This is a genomic window from Paenibacillus sp. FSL R7-269 (assembly GCF_000517865.1).
Taxonomy (GTDB): Bacteria; Bacillota; Bacilli; order Paenibacillales; family Paenibacillaceae; genus Paenibacillus_AQ.
This window is the reverse complement of sequence record NZ_ASPS01000009.1, coordinates 97488-116846: the sequence shown is the minus strand read 5'-3', so window position 1 is coordinate 116846 and position 19359 is coordinate 97488. Positions and strand designations below refer to the sequence as shown.

The following is a 19359-nucleotide window of genomic DNA, read 5'->3' as shown; positions in this document are numbered from 1 at the left end:
AGGAATCGTTGTGGCCAGCATTAGACAGAGAATTGTCCCGCATCTATGGTATGACAAGGAGGCGGCAGAAGCCGCCCGCTTTTATGCTTCTGTGTTCCCGGAATCCAGAGTTACAAGTGTGAACACCATTCATGATACGCCGTCCGGCGATGCGGGTCAGGTCTCTTTTGAGGTCTGGGGGCAGCCGTTCATGGCGATCAGCGGGGGGCCGTATTTCAAGCTGAATCCGGCTGTGTCATTCTTTGTGAATTTTGATCCCTCACGGGAAAAGGATGCAGCAGAGAGATTAGATGAGGTGTGGGATAAGTTAGCTGAAGGCGGCACCGCCCTGATGCCGCTCGGCAAGTATCCGTTCAGTGAGCGGTATGGCTGGATTCAGGATAAGTTCGGAGTGTCCTGGCAGCTGATTCTCACGAATCCGGCAGGGGAAGAGCGGCCTGCGATCATTCCTTCCTTGTTGTTCGTGGGGGATCGATGCGGGAAGGCGGAAGAGGCGATGTCCTTCTATCTGTCCGTATTCAAGGATTCGCGGCAAGGTCTTCTTACCCGCTACCCGGCAGGCTCTGCGCCGGATCAGGAAGGAACGATTATGTTCGCGGACTTCATGCTGGAGAATCTGTGGTTCACGGTAATGGACAGTGCGCATAATCATCAGTTCAGCTTCAATGAAGCCGTCTCCTTTATGGTATCCTGCGATTCTCAGGAAGAGATTGACTACTACTGGGACAAGCTGTCCGCAGTTCCTGAAGCCGAGCAATGCGGCTGGCTGAAGGATGCCTTCGGCATCTCCTGGCAGATTATTCCGGCGGAGATGAATGAGATGATGAAGAAGGGTACGCCGGAGCAGCTGGCGCGTGTGACGAAGGCTTTTCTGCAGATGAAGAAGTTTGAGCTTGCAGAGCTGCGTAAGGCCTATAAGGGAGAATAAAAGAGGCAATTTGCTGGAATAACAACACAAGCGATAAGGAACACATCCTTATCGCTTCTTTGCGCGCAAATATAAGAAGGTACAGGTTTCACTTGCCCTACACCTTCTCCCCTCCATCCCCGGCCCGGTACTTCTTCCGGTACTGGGCCGGGGTCATGCCGTATACCTTCTTGAAGCTGGAATAGAAGGTGTTCAGGGACGAGAAGCCGAAATGCTGCACGATGGGCTCGATCGGCGAGTCGGAGGCAATGAGCTCCTGGCAGATGAACGTTAGCCGCTTCTCGGATATTTTATCGGTGATGGACTGGGTGGTCTCTGCTTTGTACAGACTGCGGAAATAATTGACGGACAAGCCCAGGTGATCGGCCAGCATGGTGGCAGACAGATTCGGGTCGGTGAGATGACTCTCGATGAACTGGTCCACCTGGCCGATCAGGGCGATATTCTTGGATTGGCTGCGTGCGGCCGCAATGTCTTCGAGCGTCTTGGTAATCAAAGCCTCCATCCAGGGCATGACGTTATCCATCGTTTCCTGCCGAATGATCTGCTTCTCGATGGACGTCAGTCCCCACGAGCTGGGCAGCGGCTGGGAGGAATGCTCCTGGATAAGCCGGCGGATGTCCATGAACAAGGTAATCAGCGACATTTTACATTCAAAATAAGGCAGCTCCCGCAGCTTCACAACCGCTGAGCGTAAGACCTCCAGAATGACGGCGGCGTCCCCCTTGAGTATAGCCTGGGCGATCTGCCGCTCCTGACTCACAGGCAAATGATACAATTCCCCGGGCGCAGCAGGCAGCCATTCCTTCACAATGAGCGACCGGTGTCCGAAGCGGAACCTCTCCTGCGTCAGATCATACGTCTCCAGATACACCTCATGCATGTCGGTTAAGCCAGGCAATGTCCGGCCCCAGGCCACGGTAGTTCCTACGGACAGATATTGCTGGATCAGCTGCCCTGCCACTTGCAGCTCCTTCGCGAATTCCTCTGACAAGGGACCCGATAAGACTACAGCCACGTGGTCGTCCCCCATATCTACCGTCTGCAGCTTGTGCCTGGACGATTGCAGCGACTCCTGAATGATATTGGACATCGCGAACCGGAGCAGGCGCCGGTCCTTCTCCGGGTACACTCCCGAGAATTCTGCGAAGTGGTCGATCCGGAAGATGGCTACGGATAGCTGATCCTCCGGCAGATCAATCCCCCATTCCACGAATTGAGCGCGGATCTCCGCTGCTGAATGGTAGGTCTCCCCCAGAAAATCCCTTAAGAACCGCTCTCTGCCCAGAAATTTATTATGCCGCCATTGCTCGGTAAGCTCGTGAATCTGATTATGCTGTGAGGTGAAAACGCTCGATAAGTATTCGAGTTCATTGGCGTTCACTCCAAGGCCGGGCTTCTCCGCCTGATGCTGCCGCATGACCCGGCTGATCAGCTCCTGAATGGGTGAGTACACCCGTTTGGAGATTAGAATAATCACCGCCAGGGAGGCTGCGAACAAGATGAGGAACAGGATCAGACTGGTATCGCGCAGGACCGTGATTTTATTCAGGATGGCGGACTTCGGGATCATCTCAATGAAGGTCCAATCCTGGATGCCCTTAACGGAGGAGTCGGCATAGACCACCAGCTTCTCTCCCTGATCCTGGGGCTGAAACAGCTTCCAGCCGCTGGCTCCCTTCATCCCGTGGCTTCTAAGCTCGGCAATCTGCTGCGGATTCATTGGCGTGCTGCTAAAAATCGTCTCGTCCCGGTCATTCAGCACGGTAATCGAGCGGCTCGCGAAGTTTGAATTGTTCTGCAGCAGGGTCATCAGATTCTGAGTATCCACATTCATGACGAACGCGGAGATAGAGCTGCCTTTTTCATAAAATCTGACAATGGTCATCACTTCTTTGGGTGTGTTCCCGGTAAGGGGGAGGGATAAGGTTCTCGGAATAAGCACGCTATGGTTCGCTGTTTCCGGGTCACGTAAGCGCTTAATAATATCCTGATCGTAAAAAGCTGCGGTATCATTTAACCCAAGTCTGGAGTCAATGACCGTATTCGTATAATCATTAATGAGGTAGACAGAATCAATGGAGGGGTTGGCATTCTTAATATCCATCAGCTGGCTCCATACCTCATAAGTCTCGAAATCGCTGTAATGGTCCGAAAGGGCATACACCTTAAGCGCACTGTCATTACTGGAGGAGAAGCTGAAATCAAGCGCCCATTCCATCAGCCGTGACGTATTCCGGGCCCCGTTCACGAGGAGGGATTCCGAATGATCTCCGATTTCCTCCAGCAGTGTCTTGGAAGATTGCCCATAGAGCAGTACGAAGGATATCCCTAAGACCAGAACGTTTGCACTGACAAAGTAAAAAATAAGCTTCATGTAAGTAGGGTGCCGCTTCAGCGAGGCGAAGAACGGTTGTCTGAATTTCATGGCTCTGGAACCTCCGTAATCATAACTGTCCGGCTCATTATAAGTAGATTTATTATAGCACACAGGGTATTTTCGTCTGCCGAATCGTATGTTTTGGGAAGAGTGTTGTTTTTGGGAAGGCGTTAAATCTGCACTTGCGGGAAGGATTGGCGTTTCTCGGAATTGCTCAGGGCGCAAGGGCTTGATAAGGTGACGGCATAGATAACGGGACGCTCCTCAGGCGATTACCGGTCTTGAGGAAGGGGGGATGTACAAATGAACTACCCGCTTAACGCAGGTAAACGTTCAAAATGGAGGCATATCACGCAGAATCCTTTTCTGTATGTGATGGCTGTACCGGGGCTGTTATTTTTTCTCGTGTTCAGTTATTTTCCCATATACGGGATTATGATTGCCTTCAAAGATTATGATTTTGCCAAGGGGATCACGGGGAGTGACTGGGTAGGATTTAAAAATTTCAATTACTTTTTTACATCAGATGACTTCTGGACGATTCTGCGGAACACACTGCTACTTAACGTGCTGTTTATTGTGTTCACGACAGCCGCAGCCGTTCTAATCGCGCTCATGTTCAATGAGATCCGCAATAAGGTTTTCAAACGGATATCGCAGTCGCTTATTTTCCTTCCATACTTCATGTCCTGGATTGTGATCGGGATGATTGTCCAATCCTTATTCGGCGGGGAAGAGCCCATGATTAATGTCTGGCTGCACAATATCGGTATGGAACCGGTCAACTGGATGTTTGAGTCAAGTCTCTGGCCTTATATTCTGACGGTGATCCGGGTGTGGCAAGGGGCCGGTTATCTCTCGATTATTTTCCTGGCCGCCATTACGGGCATATCGGAGGATCTATATGAGGCGGCCCGCATCGACGGGGCTTCTAAACTGCAGATTGTGACGCGCATTACGCTGCCGCTGCTGGTTCCGACGATTATGATCATGACGCTGCTGGCCGTGGGCAAAATTTTCAACGGGGACTTTGCGATGATCTATGCCATCATTGGCGACAACTCGATGCTGTATCCGACTACCGACGTCATTGATACCTTTGTCTTCCGCTCGATGCGGCAGCTGCACGATTTTGGCATGTCTTCGGCAGTAGGCCTGTTCCAGTCCATTATGGGTCTGATCTTCGTCATTGCTGCCAACTGGGTAACCCGCAGGGTATCTAAAGAATCTGCTTTATTCTAGGAGAGTAACTATGAGACAGAAACATAGCGCTGCGGATCGCACCTTTACGGCATTCGCCCATACGTTCATTTTGCTGTTCACTTTATTTTGTCTGTTTCCTTTTCTGCTGATGATTGCCGGTTCCTTTACGGATGAGGAGGAGCTGATCGCGCACGGCTATACCTTATTCCCGCAAAAATTATCGCTGGCCGCCTATAAGGCGGTTCTGCAATCAGATGTACTTTTTAACGGCTATGGTGTTACCCTGTTCATCACGGTTGTCGGGGCCTTAAGCGCCCTGTGCATTTCTGCCATGCTCGGCTATTCACTGGCGAATAAACGGAATGTTCTGCAAACGCCCTTTCTGTTTTTTTGCTACTTGCCTATGCTCTTCTCGGGAGGGATCATTCCGTTCTATATTGTAGTCAGCCAGTGGCTGCATTTGCAGAATACGATCTGGGTGCTCATACTGACGATGTTATGCCAGCCATTCCTTGTCTTCCTGCTGGTCAGCTTCTTCCGCACTATACCTGAGGAGCTGGAGGAAGCCGCCAGAATAGACGGAGCGAATGAGATGAGAGTGTTCTTCCAGATTATGATACCGATCTCCACGCCGATTCTGGCTTCTGTCGGCCTCTTCTATGCGCTGAGCTTCTGGAATGACTGGTTCATGGGACTGATGTTCATCGATAATGAGAAGTTATTCCCGCTGCAGTTAATCCTGCGCCGGATGGTCTCCAATATGGAAGCGGCCAGGAATCTGATCCCTTCCGGTGCAGCGATTGCAGTGACTCCACCGACGTACGGGGTGCGGATGGCGACCACGGTACTGACCATCGGCCCGATTGTGCTGCTGTATCCGATGCTTCAGAAATATTTTGTCAAAGGTCTAACGGTTGGTGCTGTAAAAGGGTAAGTCAATCAGATTGTCCATAGATACAGGAGGGTAACGAGATGAGGTTAAAAAAATGGTTTGGCACAGCAACAACAGCGGTATTGGTGTCGTCACTGGTGCTGGCAGGCTGCGGGGGAAATGCGAAGAATGAAGGCAGTACGGCGAATTCTACGAATTCCCCGTCCAGTTCAGAGGGGGCAGCGCCTGCTTCCAAAGAAGTAGTGACGCTGAAGGCTTATTTCCCGGGAGATAAACCTGCGGGATTCGATGCTGTGCTGCAGGCGGTCAACGACAAGCTGAAAAAGGATAATATCGGAGCCGCTCTGAATATCAACTTCATGCCTTGGACCGATTACGGGAATGCAGTATCCGTGAAGATGTCTGCCGGGGAAGAGTTCGATATGTACCTGGATGCCCCATGGCTATCCATGAACCAGATGATCGAGAGTAAATCGTTAACGGAGCTGGATGCGGCAGTGGCTGCTCGGCCCGAGCTAAAGGCGTCCATTCCGGAGGAAATGTGGGAGTATAACAAATTCGGCGGCAAAATTATGGGGATTCCGCTCGGCACCACCCAAGGCCAGCTGTATGGCGTACTGATCCGTAAGGATTTACGCGAGAAATACGGGCTTCCCGAGCTGAAGACCCTGGATGATCTGGAGAAATTCCTGTATGCGGTCAAGGAAAATGAGAAAGACATCAAGCCTTTTGTCATTAACGGAATTAAGGCGGATAAGCTGCCATTCTTCCTAAGTAACTCTGCGAATCTGGCACAGGATGAAGTACTGGAGATTGGGGTCAACATGTTCTCGTATTCGATCAAGGATAAGAAGGTCATTGGCCAATGGGCCAGTCCGACGATTGCCGATGCGTATGAACGCGTTACCAAATACTACAAGGATGGGATTATCTCCAAAAATATTGCCCAGGAGCAAAATGCCGAGACGCTGTTCAAGCAAGGTAAATATGCGGCGACCTACTATGCAGCTGATGGGGTCGAGGGACTGAAATACTCGGAAATGCTGAAGGACGGCAGCGACAAGCTTGAGATTTTCGTTCCGAACGGGGAGCAGGCTAAGCCTTATACGGCTTATCAGCAATGGAATTTCCTCTGTATCCCGACGACCTCTAAGCATTCCGATGTCACTATGGATGTAGTGAACTGGCTGTCGATTAAGGAGAACCATGATCTGATGGAATACGGCATTCAAGGGAAGGACTGGGAGCCTGTCGGCGATTCGAGCTATAAGGCGCTGTCCGGCTATACATTCCCTGGGTATGTGCTGACCTGGCGGCCAACGCTGAACCGCACACCTGACACCATGATGCAAGATGATAAGAAGTGGTTCGACTTCTCGACCCAGACGTCCAATTTCACGCTGAGTCCGATTGCAGGCTTCAACTTCAACGCTGAGAAGGTAAAGACGGAATATGCCAAAATCACGCCGCTGCACGATTCGATCTTCCTGCCATTAAGCCAAGGCCTGATCCCTGCGGCGGAAGGAAAGAAAACGATGGAGGATAAGATGGCCAGTCTCGGCGGGCAAAAAGTCGTTGATGAAATCCAGGCCCAGATTGATGCCGTCACCGCCGGGAAATAACAGCACTTCAAACACAGAAAGAGGTTACTCCAATGAAAATAACACGCAGCGAGCACAATCCGCTGATTGAAGCTGGGGATGTTGCCCCCTCCCGTCCCGATTTCCGGGTGCTGGGCGCGTTCAATGCAGGCGTGGCGCAGTTACAGGATGAGACGATCCTCTTGCTGCGCGTTGCCGAAGCGCCAATACCGGACCGGGCGGACGAGGTGCTCGTTCCCCGGTTGAATGAAGCAGGGACGGAGGTGCAGGTCGAACGGTACGACAAGAATGACTCGGACTATGATTTCGCCGACTCGCGCTTCGTCGCCAAGGATGGACAGACGGTGATGCTCACCTCCTTATCCCATCTCAGGGTAGCGCGGAGCCGGGATGGCGTTCATTTCGAGGTCGAGCCGCAGCCGGCCCTGTTCCCGGAGCATCCGCTGGAAGCCTGGGGGATCGAAGATCCGCGTGTGACCCAGATCGGGGACACCTATTACATCACTTACAGCGCTGCCTCCGCGCGCGGTGTCGGAGTTGGGCTGGCGGAGACCTGCGACTTTCGGACCTTCAAGCGGCGCGGGCTGATGCTGCCTCCCGAGAATAAGGATGTCATGATTTTCCCGGAGACAATTGGCGGCAAATACTACGCTCTGCATCGCCCAGTGCCGAAGTCATTCGGTGCGCCCGAGATGTGGATTGCGGAATCGCCCGATCTCGACCATTGGGGGAACCACCGGTTCCTGATGGGACTCGGCGAGCAGGGCTGGGACTCGGCCCGCATGGGCGGCGGAGCGGTTCCGATCCGCACACCGCAGGGCTGGCTTGCGCTCTACCATGGCGCGGACAGGAGCCACCGCTATTGTATGGGGGCGGTGCTGCTGGATCTGGAGGACCCGTCCCGGGTGATTGCGAGATCGCGTGTCCCCGTGCTGGAGCCGGAAGCTTCCTATGAGGTGAACGGATTCTTTGGCAAGGTCGTGTTCTCGTGCGGTGCGCTGCTGCTGGACCAGACGGTCCGCATGTATTATGGCGCGGCAGATGAAGTCATGGCTGTAGCGGACATCCCGCTCCAGGATATATTAGATACTCTTGTGTAAGAGGAAGGAGGCAGTGGGAGCTGCCTTCTTTAATCTAAAGTTTAGAAAGCGCTAACAAATATCTGGCAGATAAGCGAAGGAGCGTGTACATGACTGGTAACATGCAAAGCAGGATCAAAAGATGGATATGTCTCGTGATGGTGGGTTTGATGATCTCGACCCTCGGATTCCAATATCCTGTATCGGCGGATAGTTCGTCGCAAGAGCTGGCGGAAATGAAGCTGATGAAGCAGCGGGCGGTGGATTTCTATATCTCCAAGGACATCATCAATGACGGAACCAATGGCCGGGTGGAATGGACTTTTAAATCACAGGCCGGGACCTACTTATCGAGTCAAAAAGCGAATGGAAGCTGGAGCGATGTAGATTATACCAGTACGGCCTCCAGTGCCAACGGGCGGGCGTGGTCGCCTTACCTTGCGCTGGACCGGATGCAATCGATGGCCCAGGCGTTCGCAGACCCGAAGGGGCCATACTATCACGATGAAGCCATGTTAGCCGGTATTCAGAAAGCGCTGGATCACTGGTTCAAGGTCAAACCGACCTCCACCAACTGGTGGGAGACCGGCATCGGCAAGCAACTGCGGCTTAGCAAAATCGCGCTGCTGTGTGAAGGCTATCTGACTGCAGAGCAGGCTGCGGGTATTGTCGACACGTTAGACAGCAAACCGAATACAATCGATGGGGCCAACTCCTCCTGGTACAACCAGAATTATATGATCCGCGGCTTATTGCTGGAGGATGCCCAGAATGTCCGCAGCGCCGTAGAGGCGTTTAACGTGCTCTCGGCGGTGACGGAGACGCTAACGGGAATTCAGTCTGACATGTCCTTTTTCATGCATGGGAAGACGAATTATACCACGGGCTACGGAAGAAGCTTTGCGAGAGATATGTCCTTCTGGGCTTATGTCGTCTCGGGCACAAGCTTCGCTTACAGCCAGGCGGCCATTGACTCGTTGTCCTCTTATGTGCTGGATGGAACCAGGTATCTGGTGAGAGGCGATGTTGCCGATCTGGGCATGGGGATGAACGGACCGGAGTGGCCAGATTATGAGAGCTCCGCGCTGACCTTCTATGAAGATCCGCTGGAGTGGATGCAGGCGGCTAACCCGAAGCGGGCGGATGAGTTCGCTGTTTTCCTGAATAATATCCGGGGTATTGGCACGGTCTCGGGCAATGGACTGGATGCGAACAATATGACGCAATGGCAGACCCTGGTCTCCTCTCATATGCGGAAGGATTACGGAATTACAGTGAAGATGTCGTCCAGCACGGTCAAGGGCGGCGAAATGAGAACCATTAACCCAAGCGGATACAACCTGCTCTACTGGACTCCGCAAGGCGCCACGGCTATCCAGAGAACCGGGGATGAGTATAGAATCGTGTACCCTCTGATGGACTGGAATCATGTTCCGGGAACAACAGCTCCCTACGTTTTCACGAAGGAGAATAACTTCAACAACCCGAAGACCTTTGTCGGCGGCGTAACCAATGAGCGGTACGGAGCCACGGCGTTTGATTTCAACAAGCTGAGCACCAGCGGGAAAAAGGGCTACTTTTTCTTCGATGATGAAATGGTAGCGCTGGGCGCAGGCATCACTTCAACGAATGCTGCACCGGTCCATACGACACTGAACCAGAGTCTGGCTGTAGGCGATGTGCTTGTAGACGGCAAAGTGGCAGACGGAACGTCGCAGGTGAACGGACGCTGGGCCTATAATGATCAGACCGGGTATGTTTTCCTGGACAAGACGAATTTCCAGGTGAAGCGGGAGACGAAGACCGGGAAATGGAGCGATGTGGTTACTGGCAGTTCTGCGGAGCCAATCACTAAGCCGGTGTTCTCGATGTGGCTGGATCATGGCGTGAAGCCGGTCAATGCTTCCTATCAATACATCGTATTGCCGGGTAAAACCGCGGGGGAGGTTAGCAGCTACGCGGAAGCAAGCCCGATTAGTATTCTGGCGAATACACCGTCCGTTCAGGCGGTCCGGCACCGTTCGCTTGGCATTGCGGAAATGCTGTTCTATCAGCCGGGTACAGTCACGCTAAGAGAAGGACTGACCGTCACTGTAGATAAACCGTCGATGGTGATCGTTGATGAATCCGCGGACCCTGTCCGCATCTCGGTGGCGAATCCCGAAACGCCGGGAATTACCGTCAACGTAACGCTGAACCGGAACGGAGACCAGACCACAACCACTTACACACTCGGTAAAGATACGTTCACCGGGCGGAGTGAGACGCTAAGCGAGGGAGCTTTCATCGACGACAGCGGGTATGATCTCGCTTACAGTAAAGGAGCGGCTGCTTCCTCCAGCGTAGGCAAGCAATTTGCGTCAAACGCTACGGATCTGTACAGAACCTCCAGTTGGAGCTCGAACGCTTCAGGCAATGAATGGATTTATGTGGATCTGCAGGATCAATATATGATCAATAAGGTTAGATTGCATTGGGAGAAGGCTTACGGCAAAAGCTATAAAATTCAAGTATCCGACGATGCGGCCACCTGGAATGACGTGTATGCGACCTCGATGGGGGATGGCGGCATCGACGACATCTCCTTCGGTAAGACCAGCGCCAGGTTCGTCCGGATGCTAGGCGTTCAGCAGGGGACCGGAGACGGCTACTCGCTTGCTGAATTTAACGTGTATGAAGTGGTTGCCCCTAACCTTGCGGAAGGCCAGACTGCGATTGCAAGCTCGTCCAAAGCAGCCGATGTGCCAGCGGGGAACGCGGTAGACGGCTCATTGACTTCCCGCTGGGGGTCTAACTATGCTGATCCGCAGTGGATTTACGTCGATCTGGGCTCTGTTCAGGCGATTTCCAAGGTGATGTTGCATTGGGAAGATGCCTATGGAAAAGAATACCGGATCGACGTCTCCGATACGCTGCACGATTGGAAGACGGTATATAGTACGTCCAGTGGAGACGGGGATGTCGACGAGATTTCCATAGATCCGGTGAATGCCAGATATGTCCGGATGTATGGAACTCAGAGAGGGAGCAAATACGGATACTCGCTCTGGGAATTTAAAGTCTTTGGACCAGAGACACAGGAAACTGTTCCCGCCCGGGTTGAGCTTGCGGCAACGCCATCTTCGGCGGTGCCTGGAGGTAAAGTATCCGTTATGGGGGCCGTCTACGCCGATGGCAATCTTCCGTTATCCGGTGTAGATGTTGAACTCACAGCAGCCGATGGAAGCCTTGAACCTGCCAAAGTAACTACAGATGTGTACGGCAAGTTCAGTACAGTCTTTACTGCACCATCTGTTCCCGGTAAGGTATCCATCTCAGCTGTCTTGCCGGCAAGTCCATCTGTGACAGGGGCGGTTACCGTATCCGTAGAAGAAGAGGCTGTGCCTGTATCGGCCCGGATTGAACTGGAGGCTAACCCGTCCTCTGTATCTGCTGGAGGCAAAGTGTCGGTTACGGGAACCGTCTATGACGGTGAAGATCTTCCGTTAGCGGGTGCTGCGGTCCAGGTCATGGCAGCCTCCGGCAGCTTCGAGCCTGCGCTTGCCGTAACGGATGAGCACGGCCGGTTCAGCACAGTCTTTACGGCACCGTCCGCAGCGGGGGATGTGGTCATTACGGCTGTACTGACCGGCAATCCTTCCGTGACGAATACGGTTACCGTCTCTGTAAGCAAGGCCATACCAGTTCCTGCCCTTATTGAACTTCAGGCGGCACCTTCTGCTGTGAATACCGGAGATGACGTATCCATTACAGGAATTGTCTCGGGCAGCGACAATCTCCCGGTCTCCGGCCTGGAGGTCGGACTTACAGCTTCCTCGGGCAGCCTTGAGCCTGCTCATGCTGTAACGGACGCAAACGGCCGGTTTAGCGCGGTCTTTACGGCACCTTCCACACCTGGAGAAGTTACAATTACGGCGGTCTTGAATGCGTATCCGTCCATTACGGGAAGAATTAGCGTCTCGGTTAACGAGCGTTCGGGCGGCGGAAATGGCGGCAACCCTGGAGGTGAAGCACCTGTGACTCCGTCAGTACCTGTCCCGCCGGTTGTTGTGGGAACACCGGGTAAACCGGACGAGAGTCCGCAAGGCCCGGCAACTCCGGCGCCTGGTCCATCCCTCACCGATATTGCGGGCCATTGGGCTGAAGCCAGTATCAGTGAAGCTGTTCGGTTAGGCATCATTACAGGTTATCCGAACGGCTCGTTCCAGCCTAACCGTAACGTGACCCGTGCTGAATTCACGGTGATGCTGGCGAAGGCGCTGAAGCTTCAGAACACAGAAGCAGCGTTATCCTTCAAGGATAGTGACCGAATCGGACCATGGGCCAAGATAGCCGTTGCGCAGGCGGTAGCCTTGGGAATCATTCAGGGGGATAACAACAGCAATTTCCGCCCGGATGCGCCAGTGACCAGAGCCGAAATGGCTGTCATGCTGGCGAGAGCATTACAACTGGCTCCTGTTGCCCGCTCCGCAGGATTCACGGATGACCGCGACATCCCCGCCTGGGCAGTTGGAGCAGCGGCCGAGATGAAGAAGTCAGGACTCATGCAAGGCAAAGGCAACAACAGCTTCTTCCCGAAAGACGCCGCAACGCGGGCGGAGACCGTCACGGTACTGCTTAGAATGCTGGCAGCTAAGTAATCATAGCCAACCTTTCATTGGTATACGTTAGACACAGCAAAGCAGCGATTCTCCTGTTGTTAGGGAATCGCTGCTTTGCTTATGCTATAATTTAATCAAGTGTTTTTGTGCTTAGAGAAAATTGGATAAAGGATGCATTGACCAACCATGTATGAGAATCAGACTTCTATGCACCACAAGCTCTTTATTATCGGCGCAGGTGCTGCCGGACTAATGGCTGCTGTTACTGCGAGTGATATGGGGATCGATACGGCCATTCTGGAGAGTAACGACCGGATTGGCAAGAAGATCTTAATGACAGGTGATGGCCGCTGCAACATTACGAATGAATCCACTGTGACAGCTGAGGATGAAGCAGCCGCTTTATCGCGCAAGTATCACAGTAATCAATCCGGATTTCCGCTTGCGGTAGTGCAGCAATATGGCGTCAGCCAGACGATTGATTTTTTCTCCTTTCTTGGGCTTCCGCTGACAAGACTCAAGGGGGGCTTGATGTATCCGATGTCGCTGCAGGCAGCGGCGGTACTGGATATTTTCCAGCTGGCGCTAGAGGATCGGAATGTTCCAGTATACCTTAAGAATAAAGTGGTGGATGTTACTGCTTCGGCAGATCATCCGCGCTTCACGATAAAATGCCTAACAGAGACAGAGGAGGAGGTTGTTTATACAAGCGACTATCTGCTTCTGTCTACGGGGGGCAATACCGGTCCCAATGCAGGAAAAGAGCCTCCCGGTTATACCCTTGCCGAACGTCTGGGGCACACCCTGATTGAGCCTTTTCCGGCCATTGTGCAATTGAAGCTGCAATATCCGAATATGAGGGCACTGTCCAGTATCAAATCTCAGGGACAAGCCCATATCATTGTAAAGGGTAAAGTCATCGGCAGTGAACAGGGTGAGCTGGCCTTCACAGACTATGGTATTACCGGTCCGCCCATTCTCCAGCTAAGCAGGAAAGCTGCGTATCATCTGGCAAGAGGAGAACAGGTGAAACTATCGGTGGATCTGATGCCGGGCCGTACAGAGGAAGAGGTAGTGGAGTTCCTAGAAAAGCTATGGGAGAGCTTTGGGCACCGGACCGTGGCGGATTCCCTCGTGGGTATCTTCAACAAGAAGCTTGTTACTGTCCTGCTTAAGGAGACGGGCTTAGATCAACAGCCACAGCTTCTTTGCCAGAATCTCACGCCGAGAACTAAAGAGAACTTTTATCGGCTCTTGAAGCGTTGGGAATTCAAAGTGACGGATACCAATGGCTTTACGAATGCGCAGGTGACAGCCGGCGGCATTGATACATCGGAACTTACCCGGGGAACGCTGGAATCCAAGCGGGTGCCCGGGCTGTATTTGGCCGGCGAAGTGATGGATGTGGACGGAGATTTCGGCGGCTATAACCTGCAATGGGCCTGGAGTTCCGGATATGTGGCCGCCATGGCGATAGCTAAGTCCATTCAATAAATTTATTAGGAAAAGGGATGCATCAATTAATATGTATAAGGATCAGACTTCTAAGCACCACGAGCTGTTCATTATCGGTGGGGGTGCTGCAGGTCTAATGGCTGCAGTTACAGCGAGGGATCAAGGTATTGATACAGCCATTATTGAAAGCAATGACCGGCTCGGGAAGAAAATTATAACGACGGGTAACGGGCGTTGCAACATTACGAACCAATCCACCGCCACCGGTACGGATGAAGCAGCCGCTTTATCCATTAAGTATCACAGCAATCAGGCAGGATTCCCAATACATGTACTGCGGCAATTCGGTGTCCGCCAGACGATCGAATTTTTCTCTTCGCTCGGGCTTCCTTTTATGAGCTTGGAGAATGGCCGGATGTATCCGATGTCGCTGCAGGCGGCTTCGGTGCCGGGTGTGTTTAAGCTGGCGCTGGAGGACCGGAATGTTCCAGTATACTATAAACATAAAGTGCTCGATGTGACCGTTTCGGCGGGACATCCCCGGTTCGCGATAACCTGCCAGACGGATACAGAGGAACAGGTAGTGTATACCAGCGACTATCTTTTTCTATGTACCGGCGGCCTTACCGCTCCCAAAACAGGAACAGACGGCTCCGGTTATACACTTGTCCAGCGTCTGGGTCACACCATGATCCACCCGGTGCCAGGCATTGTACAATTGAAGCTGGATTATCCGTATTTGAAGGAACTGTCGGGCATCAAATTTGAGGGAGAGGCCCATGTGATCGTAAACAATGAAGTCATCCGCACGGAGTCTGGTGAGATTCTTTTTACGGACTATGGGATCTCGGGCCCGCCTATACTTCAGCTAAGCAGAAAGGCTGCGTATAATCTCGGCATAGGAGAATCCGTGACCCTGTCGGTTGATTTGATGCCGGAGCGCACGGAGGAAGAGTTAATTGATTTTCTGGAGATCCACTGGGGGATCTTCGGGCACCGGACGGTTGCTGATTCCCTGATAGGCATCGTCAGCAAGAAGCTGATTCCCGTGCTGCTGAAGGAGGCTGGAATTGATCAACAGCTGCATCTGCTGTGTCAGGATCTATCATGGAAAACTAAGAAAATATTCTATAAACTATTGAAGCGTTGGGAATTTAAAATCACCGACACCAACAGCTTCACGAACGCCCAAACCACAGCCGGTGGCATCGATACGACGGAGCTAGTCGAAGGAACGCTGGAATCTAAGCTGGTGCCTGGGCTCTATTTGGCCGGTGAGGTGATGGATGTGGACGGAGATTGCGGCGGCTATAACCTGCAATGGGCCTGGAGCTCCGGATATGCCGCCGCGATGGCGCTTGCGAATCAGCGTGCCCGCACTACGTAAAGGATAGAGGATTGGTGCAGTACTAGTGAAGACACCCTTAGGGGTGTCTTTTTTATTTCTCTTTGGGGTTATAAATTCCGGGAAAAGGATTAACAATTACTCCCTATTGATCCGATAAGTAAATAGATACATATTTTAACTTTGAAATTGAATTGTGGGATAAATCCCAGAATATCTTGTCAGCTTGTTTTTATGAACCTTATAGAAGCAGTGTGACAAGCGGTTTATTTCATTATGTTGAAAACTTTAACTTATGGTAGTGCATGTAGTATCAAATAAACTGTAGGGGGATTTTCAGAATGAAGTTAGTTAAAATGAGGAAGTCTGTGTTTGTTTCATCTATTGTAGTTTCAAGTCTACTATTTGGCACAGTAGGGGTGTTTGCAGGAAGTGGTGTTGAAGCAATTAAGGCAAAATTGAACCATGATATCAAGTTTGTCCTTAACGGTTCCAAATGGACTCCAAAAGATCAATCGGGTAATAATTTATCTGCTTTAGTATATAATGGTTCTACATATGTGCCCTTAAGATCTGTTTCAGAGGCGCTTGGAGCGGATGTTAATTTTGATGCGCCCTCTTTAACGATTTCCATTGATGGTTCAGGTGATAGTGGTATTCCTTATAAGGATGCCAGCACAGCATCGACCCCCCAAGAACCCGTTAAGCAAACTGTTAACCCGCCTGCGACAAATACGCCACCTCCAGTAGCAACGACGACGACAGCATCAGCTAATGGTGGTAAAACCCTTAGCTCTGCAATTCCAATAGGCAAGTCGGTTACATTTAATGATCCCTATAGTTATGATGGTCTGTCGTATACAGGAAACTATACTTTCTCCGTAAGCTCAGTAAAGTCAATCACAAGAAGTGAAATTGCAAGTCTTGGTTTCAGAGAACCAGAAGCCAATGCTTTGATTGAGTATAAATTGGCTAAGGTAAAGTTCGTTTTGAATAACGGAAAGGCTATCTCTGATGATAACAACGAAGGCCTTTATGTTGCTGTTCATTTGGTACCACAACTGTGGGGTTCTAAAACTTCAGACGGAAACAGTATCGTCGGTGTGAAAAATTCCGGTTTCACTGGCTCGTTGGATGATGCTATTAGTGACGCAACTAATTCGAAAAAGCTTAAGCCGGGTGAAAGTTACAGCTACGCTGCAGAAGGTCTTGTAATCGTACCTGTATATAAGGGAGTAGCGAACTATCTGACCGTCCAGCTCAGAGACAATAGCGATTATGAAAATTCATTCTTCTACTTCAACCTTTAGTCATCAAGAGGCCTAAGTAATCAAATATGATTTTCGTTAGCTACGAGGGGTATCTCTAAAGCCAAATTATGGCTTAGAGGTACCCTTTGTTTCTTGAATGTGAGAAATGAAGAGAGGATCAAATGGTTTGATAACGAAATGTTCGGTCGATTCTGGGAACAATGCAGACAAGAGGGTTTGACGGGGCTGTTCCGTAACAGTCATAATTGTTCTTGTCTTTACGAAAAGGGGGTGTCACCAATTGCCGATAGGATCTAAGAACTTGTCCACTAAACAAAGGTTTGTAGAAGCGCTTATGAATGAATCACTTGTGGATCTGCAGTCCATCCCGAAAAGCGATTTGCATAACCACGCCGGACGCGGAGGGACCATTCGATATATTAGCGAGTGGGCGCATGTTAACATAGAGCCGCCGGCGGAACCGTTCCGATCGTTGAACGACATGCAGCAATGGTTTGTTGAATCTGTGAAACGGCATTGCCCTGGTATTCAAGGTTATTTGAAACGGATTGAAGCTTCCTTTGCGCAGGCGGCTGACGACCATATTGAGAGATTGGCATTAAGCTTTGGAGTGGATGAGGTGGATACCTTGGGAGGAATGGAGCCATTTATGCGGATCATGAATGAATATCATCGCCGGTTTGCTCCTGCAACACAGTTTCTCCCGGAGCTGGCTTTGGACCGTGCCTGCAATGTAGATGAAGTGTATAACCGGTTAGATGAAATATTGGCTTACCGCTGGTTTCGCTCCATCGATATTTGTTGCGATGAATTTGCTCAGCCAATCACATCTTTTAAGTCCATTTACCAAGCTGCGAATACGGCGGGGCTGGCGCTCAAGGCTCATGTGGGGGAGTTCGGAACCGCAGATGATGTTATGGAAGCTGTTGAGGAGCTCGGGCTTCATGAGGTTCACCATGGAATTGCAGCCGTCCGCTCGCCTCAAATTATGAGCTGGCTTTCTGCTCACCATATTCAACTGAATGTCTGTCCTACTAGTAATATTATGCTTGGAGTAGCGGAGAACTACGCCAGCCATCCTATTCGGAAGCTTTATGATTGTGGAGTACCCGTGACGATTAATACCGATGATTTGCTGATTTTTAATCAAAGCGTTTCTCAAGAATACATGAATCTGTATCAAGCGGGATTAATGACAACAGAAGAGCTGAACGAGATCCGTATGAGAGGACTTGGGGTATCCAATGGAAGGAATCAGTTAATGATGAGTATGGATAAAAAGTAAGTCAGGTTAAATTGTATCTGTAGTCCAGTGAATTATTTAATCATAAGGATTGTGATGTAATTTTACAAAATAAATTCAAAATCCGAGTGGATGGTAAAAGGATACTTGAAGATGGTCTTTTCCATATCATTTTGCTAAAATGTACATATGTTATAACTTTTATTACTGTTAAAAGTTATAACTTGAAGCGGGAAGATCATTCTATAAGAAGAAGGAAGAAATAAAATGAATGGCGTGATCAAAGTGACAAAGGATCAAACGAAGGTGATCCGTTATTCCCGAAAGATTGGGCGAATGGGGAATAGCTTGGGCGTGAGCTTGCCAAAAGCTCTTGCGGAAAAGTTGAATATCTCGCAGGGAGATGAAATCGAGTTTATTGAAAATGAAAGTGGAGAAGTGGTGTTGAGAAAAAGCCGGGCAGCCCTGTTGCCTGAACAGGTTCGGCCTGAAGTCTTGGAGGCTTTCTTCGATGTGTTCGAAGAGGATCTGGGCATTCTTGAAGATCTAAGGGATCGTTAATATGACTATCTTTCTTAGCAGAGAAGAGGTTATTACAGCACACCATTTCATGATGAAAAGAATGAATGACGCAGATCAAGCAGGAGTGAAGGAACATGGCCTGCTGGAATCTGCGGTACATAGACCGCAACAAAGTATTTTTGGCGAGGATGCTTATCCCTCTATATTTGATAAGGCAGCCGCCTTGCTCGAATCGCTGGTCAAAAACCATTGTTTCCATAATGGCAATAAACGTACGGCTTATCTGGTTACGAAGTCATTTTTGATTCTGAATGGGTACCATCTAAAAATGCAGCGGGAGTTTGCAGTAGAGTTTGTTGTAGACATTGCCAAAGGTGTGCATTCATTAGAAATGATCTCTTATATATTGACGAAATATACTGAGGAAAAATAAAGGTAAGGTGTCCCCCTTACAAGTCAAGGAGGCCTTATGATATGAGCAGAGCAGCAAAGCAGCCGCTGAACGAGGGCCCTAAGATCCGCAAAGAAAAAATAATTGCTTCAAAGATGATTCATATCTATTGCAAGAGAAAACATCATGGGCAGGAGCTCTGTGAGGAATGCCGGAATTTAAATGAGTATGTTATGACAAGACTCTCCTGCTGCAAATTCGGTGAAGAGAAAACCGCGTGTGCCAAGTGTCCGATTCATTGTTATACACCCGTCTACCGCACAAAAATAAAGGGAGTTATGCGTTTCTCAGGACCATGGATGCTGCTGTATCATCCGTTAGAATCCATAAGGCATATCCCCATGCCGGAGAAGTTGAGAAAAACATGGTCACGATAGCCGGACGCCTA

Annotated in this window: 14 protein-coding genes; 13 read left to right on the top strand and 1 reads right to left on the bottom strand. The window is 50.6% G+C overall.

The window, feature by feature from the left end; genetic code table 11:
* The first annotated feature begins 10 nt into the window (after positions 1-10).
* On the top strand, positions 11-928 hold the full coding sequence (locus tag C162_RS03720; RefSeq protein ID WP_036691355.1) for a VOC family protein: 918 nt from the start codon (positions 11-13) through the stop codon (positions 926-928).
* Positions 929-1025: 97 nt separating this feature from the next.
* Here the strand turns inward: C162_RS03720 and C162_RS03715 are convergent, their stop codons facing one another.
* Positions 1026-3356 carry a helix-turn-helix domain-containing protein gene (locus tag C162_RS03715; protein ID WP_036691354.1) on the bottom strand — a complete coding sequence of 777 codons (2331 nt, stop codon included), beginning with the start codon at positions 3354-3356 and terminating at the stop codon, positions 1026-1028.
* Between the two features lie 255 nt (positions 3357-3611).
* Here C162_RS03715 and C162_RS03710 point away from each other — a divergent pair, with 255 nt between their 5' ends.
* From C162_RS03710 to C162_RS03655, 12 genes are all read left to right on the top strand, one after another.
* Positions 3612-4550 (top strand): ABC transporter permease, encoded by a 939-nt coding sequence (locus tag C162_RS03710; protein ID WP_036691353.1) that lies wholly within the window; start codon positions 3612-3614, stop codon positions 4548-4550.
* 10 nt (positions 4551-4560) lie between these two features.
* Positions 4561-5445: a carbohydrate ABC transporter permease gene (locus C162_RS03705; RefSeq protein ID WP_036691351.1), complete on the top strand. Its 885-nt coding sequence runs from the start codon at positions 4561-4563 to the stop codon at positions 5443-5445.
* 38 nt (positions 5446-5483) lie between these two features.
* On the top strand, positions 5484-7025 hold the full coding sequence (locus C162_RS03700) for a DUF3502 domain-containing protein (protein WP_036691350.1): 1542 nt from the start codon (positions 5484-5486) through the stop codon (positions 7023-7025).
* 32 nt (positions 7026-7057) lie between these two features.
* Positions 7058-8104, top strand: a complete 1047-nt coding sequence (locus tag C162_RS03695) for a glycoside hydrolase family 130 protein (protein ID WP_036691348.1) — start codon at positions 7058-7060, stop codon at positions 8102-8104.
* An 89-nt stretch (positions 8105-8193) separates the two neighbouring features.
* Positions 8194-12723, top strand: a complete 4530-nt coding sequence (locus C162_RS34050) for a polysaccharide lyase family 8 super-sandwich domain-containing protein (protein WP_084648807.1) — start codon at positions 8194-8196, stop codon at positions 12721-12723.
* A 147-nt stretch (positions 12724-12870) separates the two neighbouring features.
* Positions 12871-14178 carry an aminoacetone oxidase family FAD-binding enzyme gene (locus C162_RS03685; RefSeq protein WP_051493206.1) on the top strand — a complete coding sequence of 436 codons (1308 nt, stop codon included), beginning with the start codon at positions 12871-12873 and terminating at the stop codon, positions 14176-14178.
* Positions 14179-14209: 31 nt separating this feature from the next.
* On the top strand, positions 14210-15526 hold the full coding sequence (locus C162_RS03680) for an NAD(P)/FAD-dependent oxidoreductase (protein ID WP_036691346.1): 1317 nt from the start codon (positions 14210-14212) through the stop codon (positions 15524-15526).
* Between the two features lie 299 nt (positions 15527-15825).
* The gene (locus tag C162_RS34045) at positions 15826-16794 is read left to right on the top strand and encodes a stalk domain-containing protein (RefSeq protein ID WP_051493205.1); all 969 of its coding nucleotides are present in this window, start codon (positions 15826-15828) and stop codon (positions 16792-16794) included.
* Between the two features lie 262 nt (positions 16795-17056).
* On the top strand, positions 17057-18040 hold the full coding sequence (locus C162_RS03670) for an adenosine deaminase (RefSeq protein ID WP_156949528.1): 984 nt from the start codon (positions 17057-17059) through the stop codon (positions 18038-18040).
* A 225-nt stretch (positions 18041-18265) separates the two neighbouring features.
* A complete protein-coding gene (locus C162_RS03665; protein ID WP_036691344.1) occupies positions 18266-18559 on the top strand; it encodes an AbrB/MazE/SpoVT family DNA-binding domain-containing protein in 294 nt (97 codons plus the stop codon).
* A 1-nt stretch (position 18560) separates the two neighbouring features.
* A complete protein-coding gene (locus C162_RS03660; RefSeq protein WP_036691343.1) occupies positions 18561-18953 on the top strand; it encodes a type II toxin-antitoxin system death-on-curing family toxin in 393 nt (130 codons plus the stop codon).
* A gap of 41 nt (positions 18954-18994) precedes the next feature.
* Positions 18995-19348, top strand: coding sequence for a nitrous oxide-stimulated promoter family protein (locus C162_RS03655; protein ID WP_051493203.1), 354 nt, complete (start codon positions 18995-18997; stop codon positions 19346-19348).
* The last annotated feature ends 11 nt before the right edge of the window (positions 19349-19359 follow it).

Coding starts and splice junctions, on each gene's coding strand:
- C162_RS03715 (WP_036691354.1), bottom strand. CDS start 3,356: ATGAAATTCAGACAACCGTTCTTCGCCTCGCTGAAGCGGCACCCTACT.
- C162_RS03710 (WP_036691353.1), top strand. CDS start 3,612: ATGAACTACCCGCTTAACGCAGGTAAACGTTCAAAATGGAGGCATATC.
- C162_RS03705 (WP_036691351.1), top strand. CDS start 4,561: ATGAGACAGAAACATAGCGCTGCGGATCGCACCTTTACGGCATTCGCC.
- C162_RS03700 (WP_036691350.1), top strand. CDS start 5,484: ATGAGGTTAAAAAAATGGTTTGGCACAGCAACAACAGCGGTATTGGTG.
- C162_RS03695 (WP_036691348.1), top strand. CDS start 7,058: ATGAAAATAACACGCAGCGAGCACAATCCGCTGATTGAAGCTGGGGAT.
- C162_RS34050 (WP_084648807.1), top strand. CDS start 8,194: ATGACTGGTAACATGCAAAGCAGGATCAAAAGATGGATATGTCTCGTG.
- C162_RS03685 (WP_051493206.1), top strand. CDS start 12,871: ATGTATGAGAATCAGACTTCTATGCACCACAAGCTCTTTATTATCGGC.
- C162_RS03680 (WP_036691346.1), top strand. CDS start 14,210: ATGTATAAGGATCAGACTTCTAAGCACCACGAGCTGTTCATTATCGGT.
- C162_RS34045 (WP_051493205.1), top strand. CDS start 15,826: ATGAAGTTAGTTAAAATGAGGAAGTCTGTGTTTGTTTCATCTATTGTA.
- C162_RS03665 (WP_036691344.1), top strand. CDS start 18,266: ATGAATGGCGTGATCAAAGTGACAAAGGATCAAACGAAGGTGATCCGT.
- C162_RS03660 (WP_036691343.1), top strand. CDS start 18,561: ATGACTATCTTTCTTAGCAGAGAAGAGGTTATTACAGCACACCATTTC.
- C162_RS03655 (WP_051493203.1), top strand. CDS start 18,995: ATGAGCAGAGCAGCAAAGCAGCCGCTGAACGAGGGCCCTAAGATCCGC.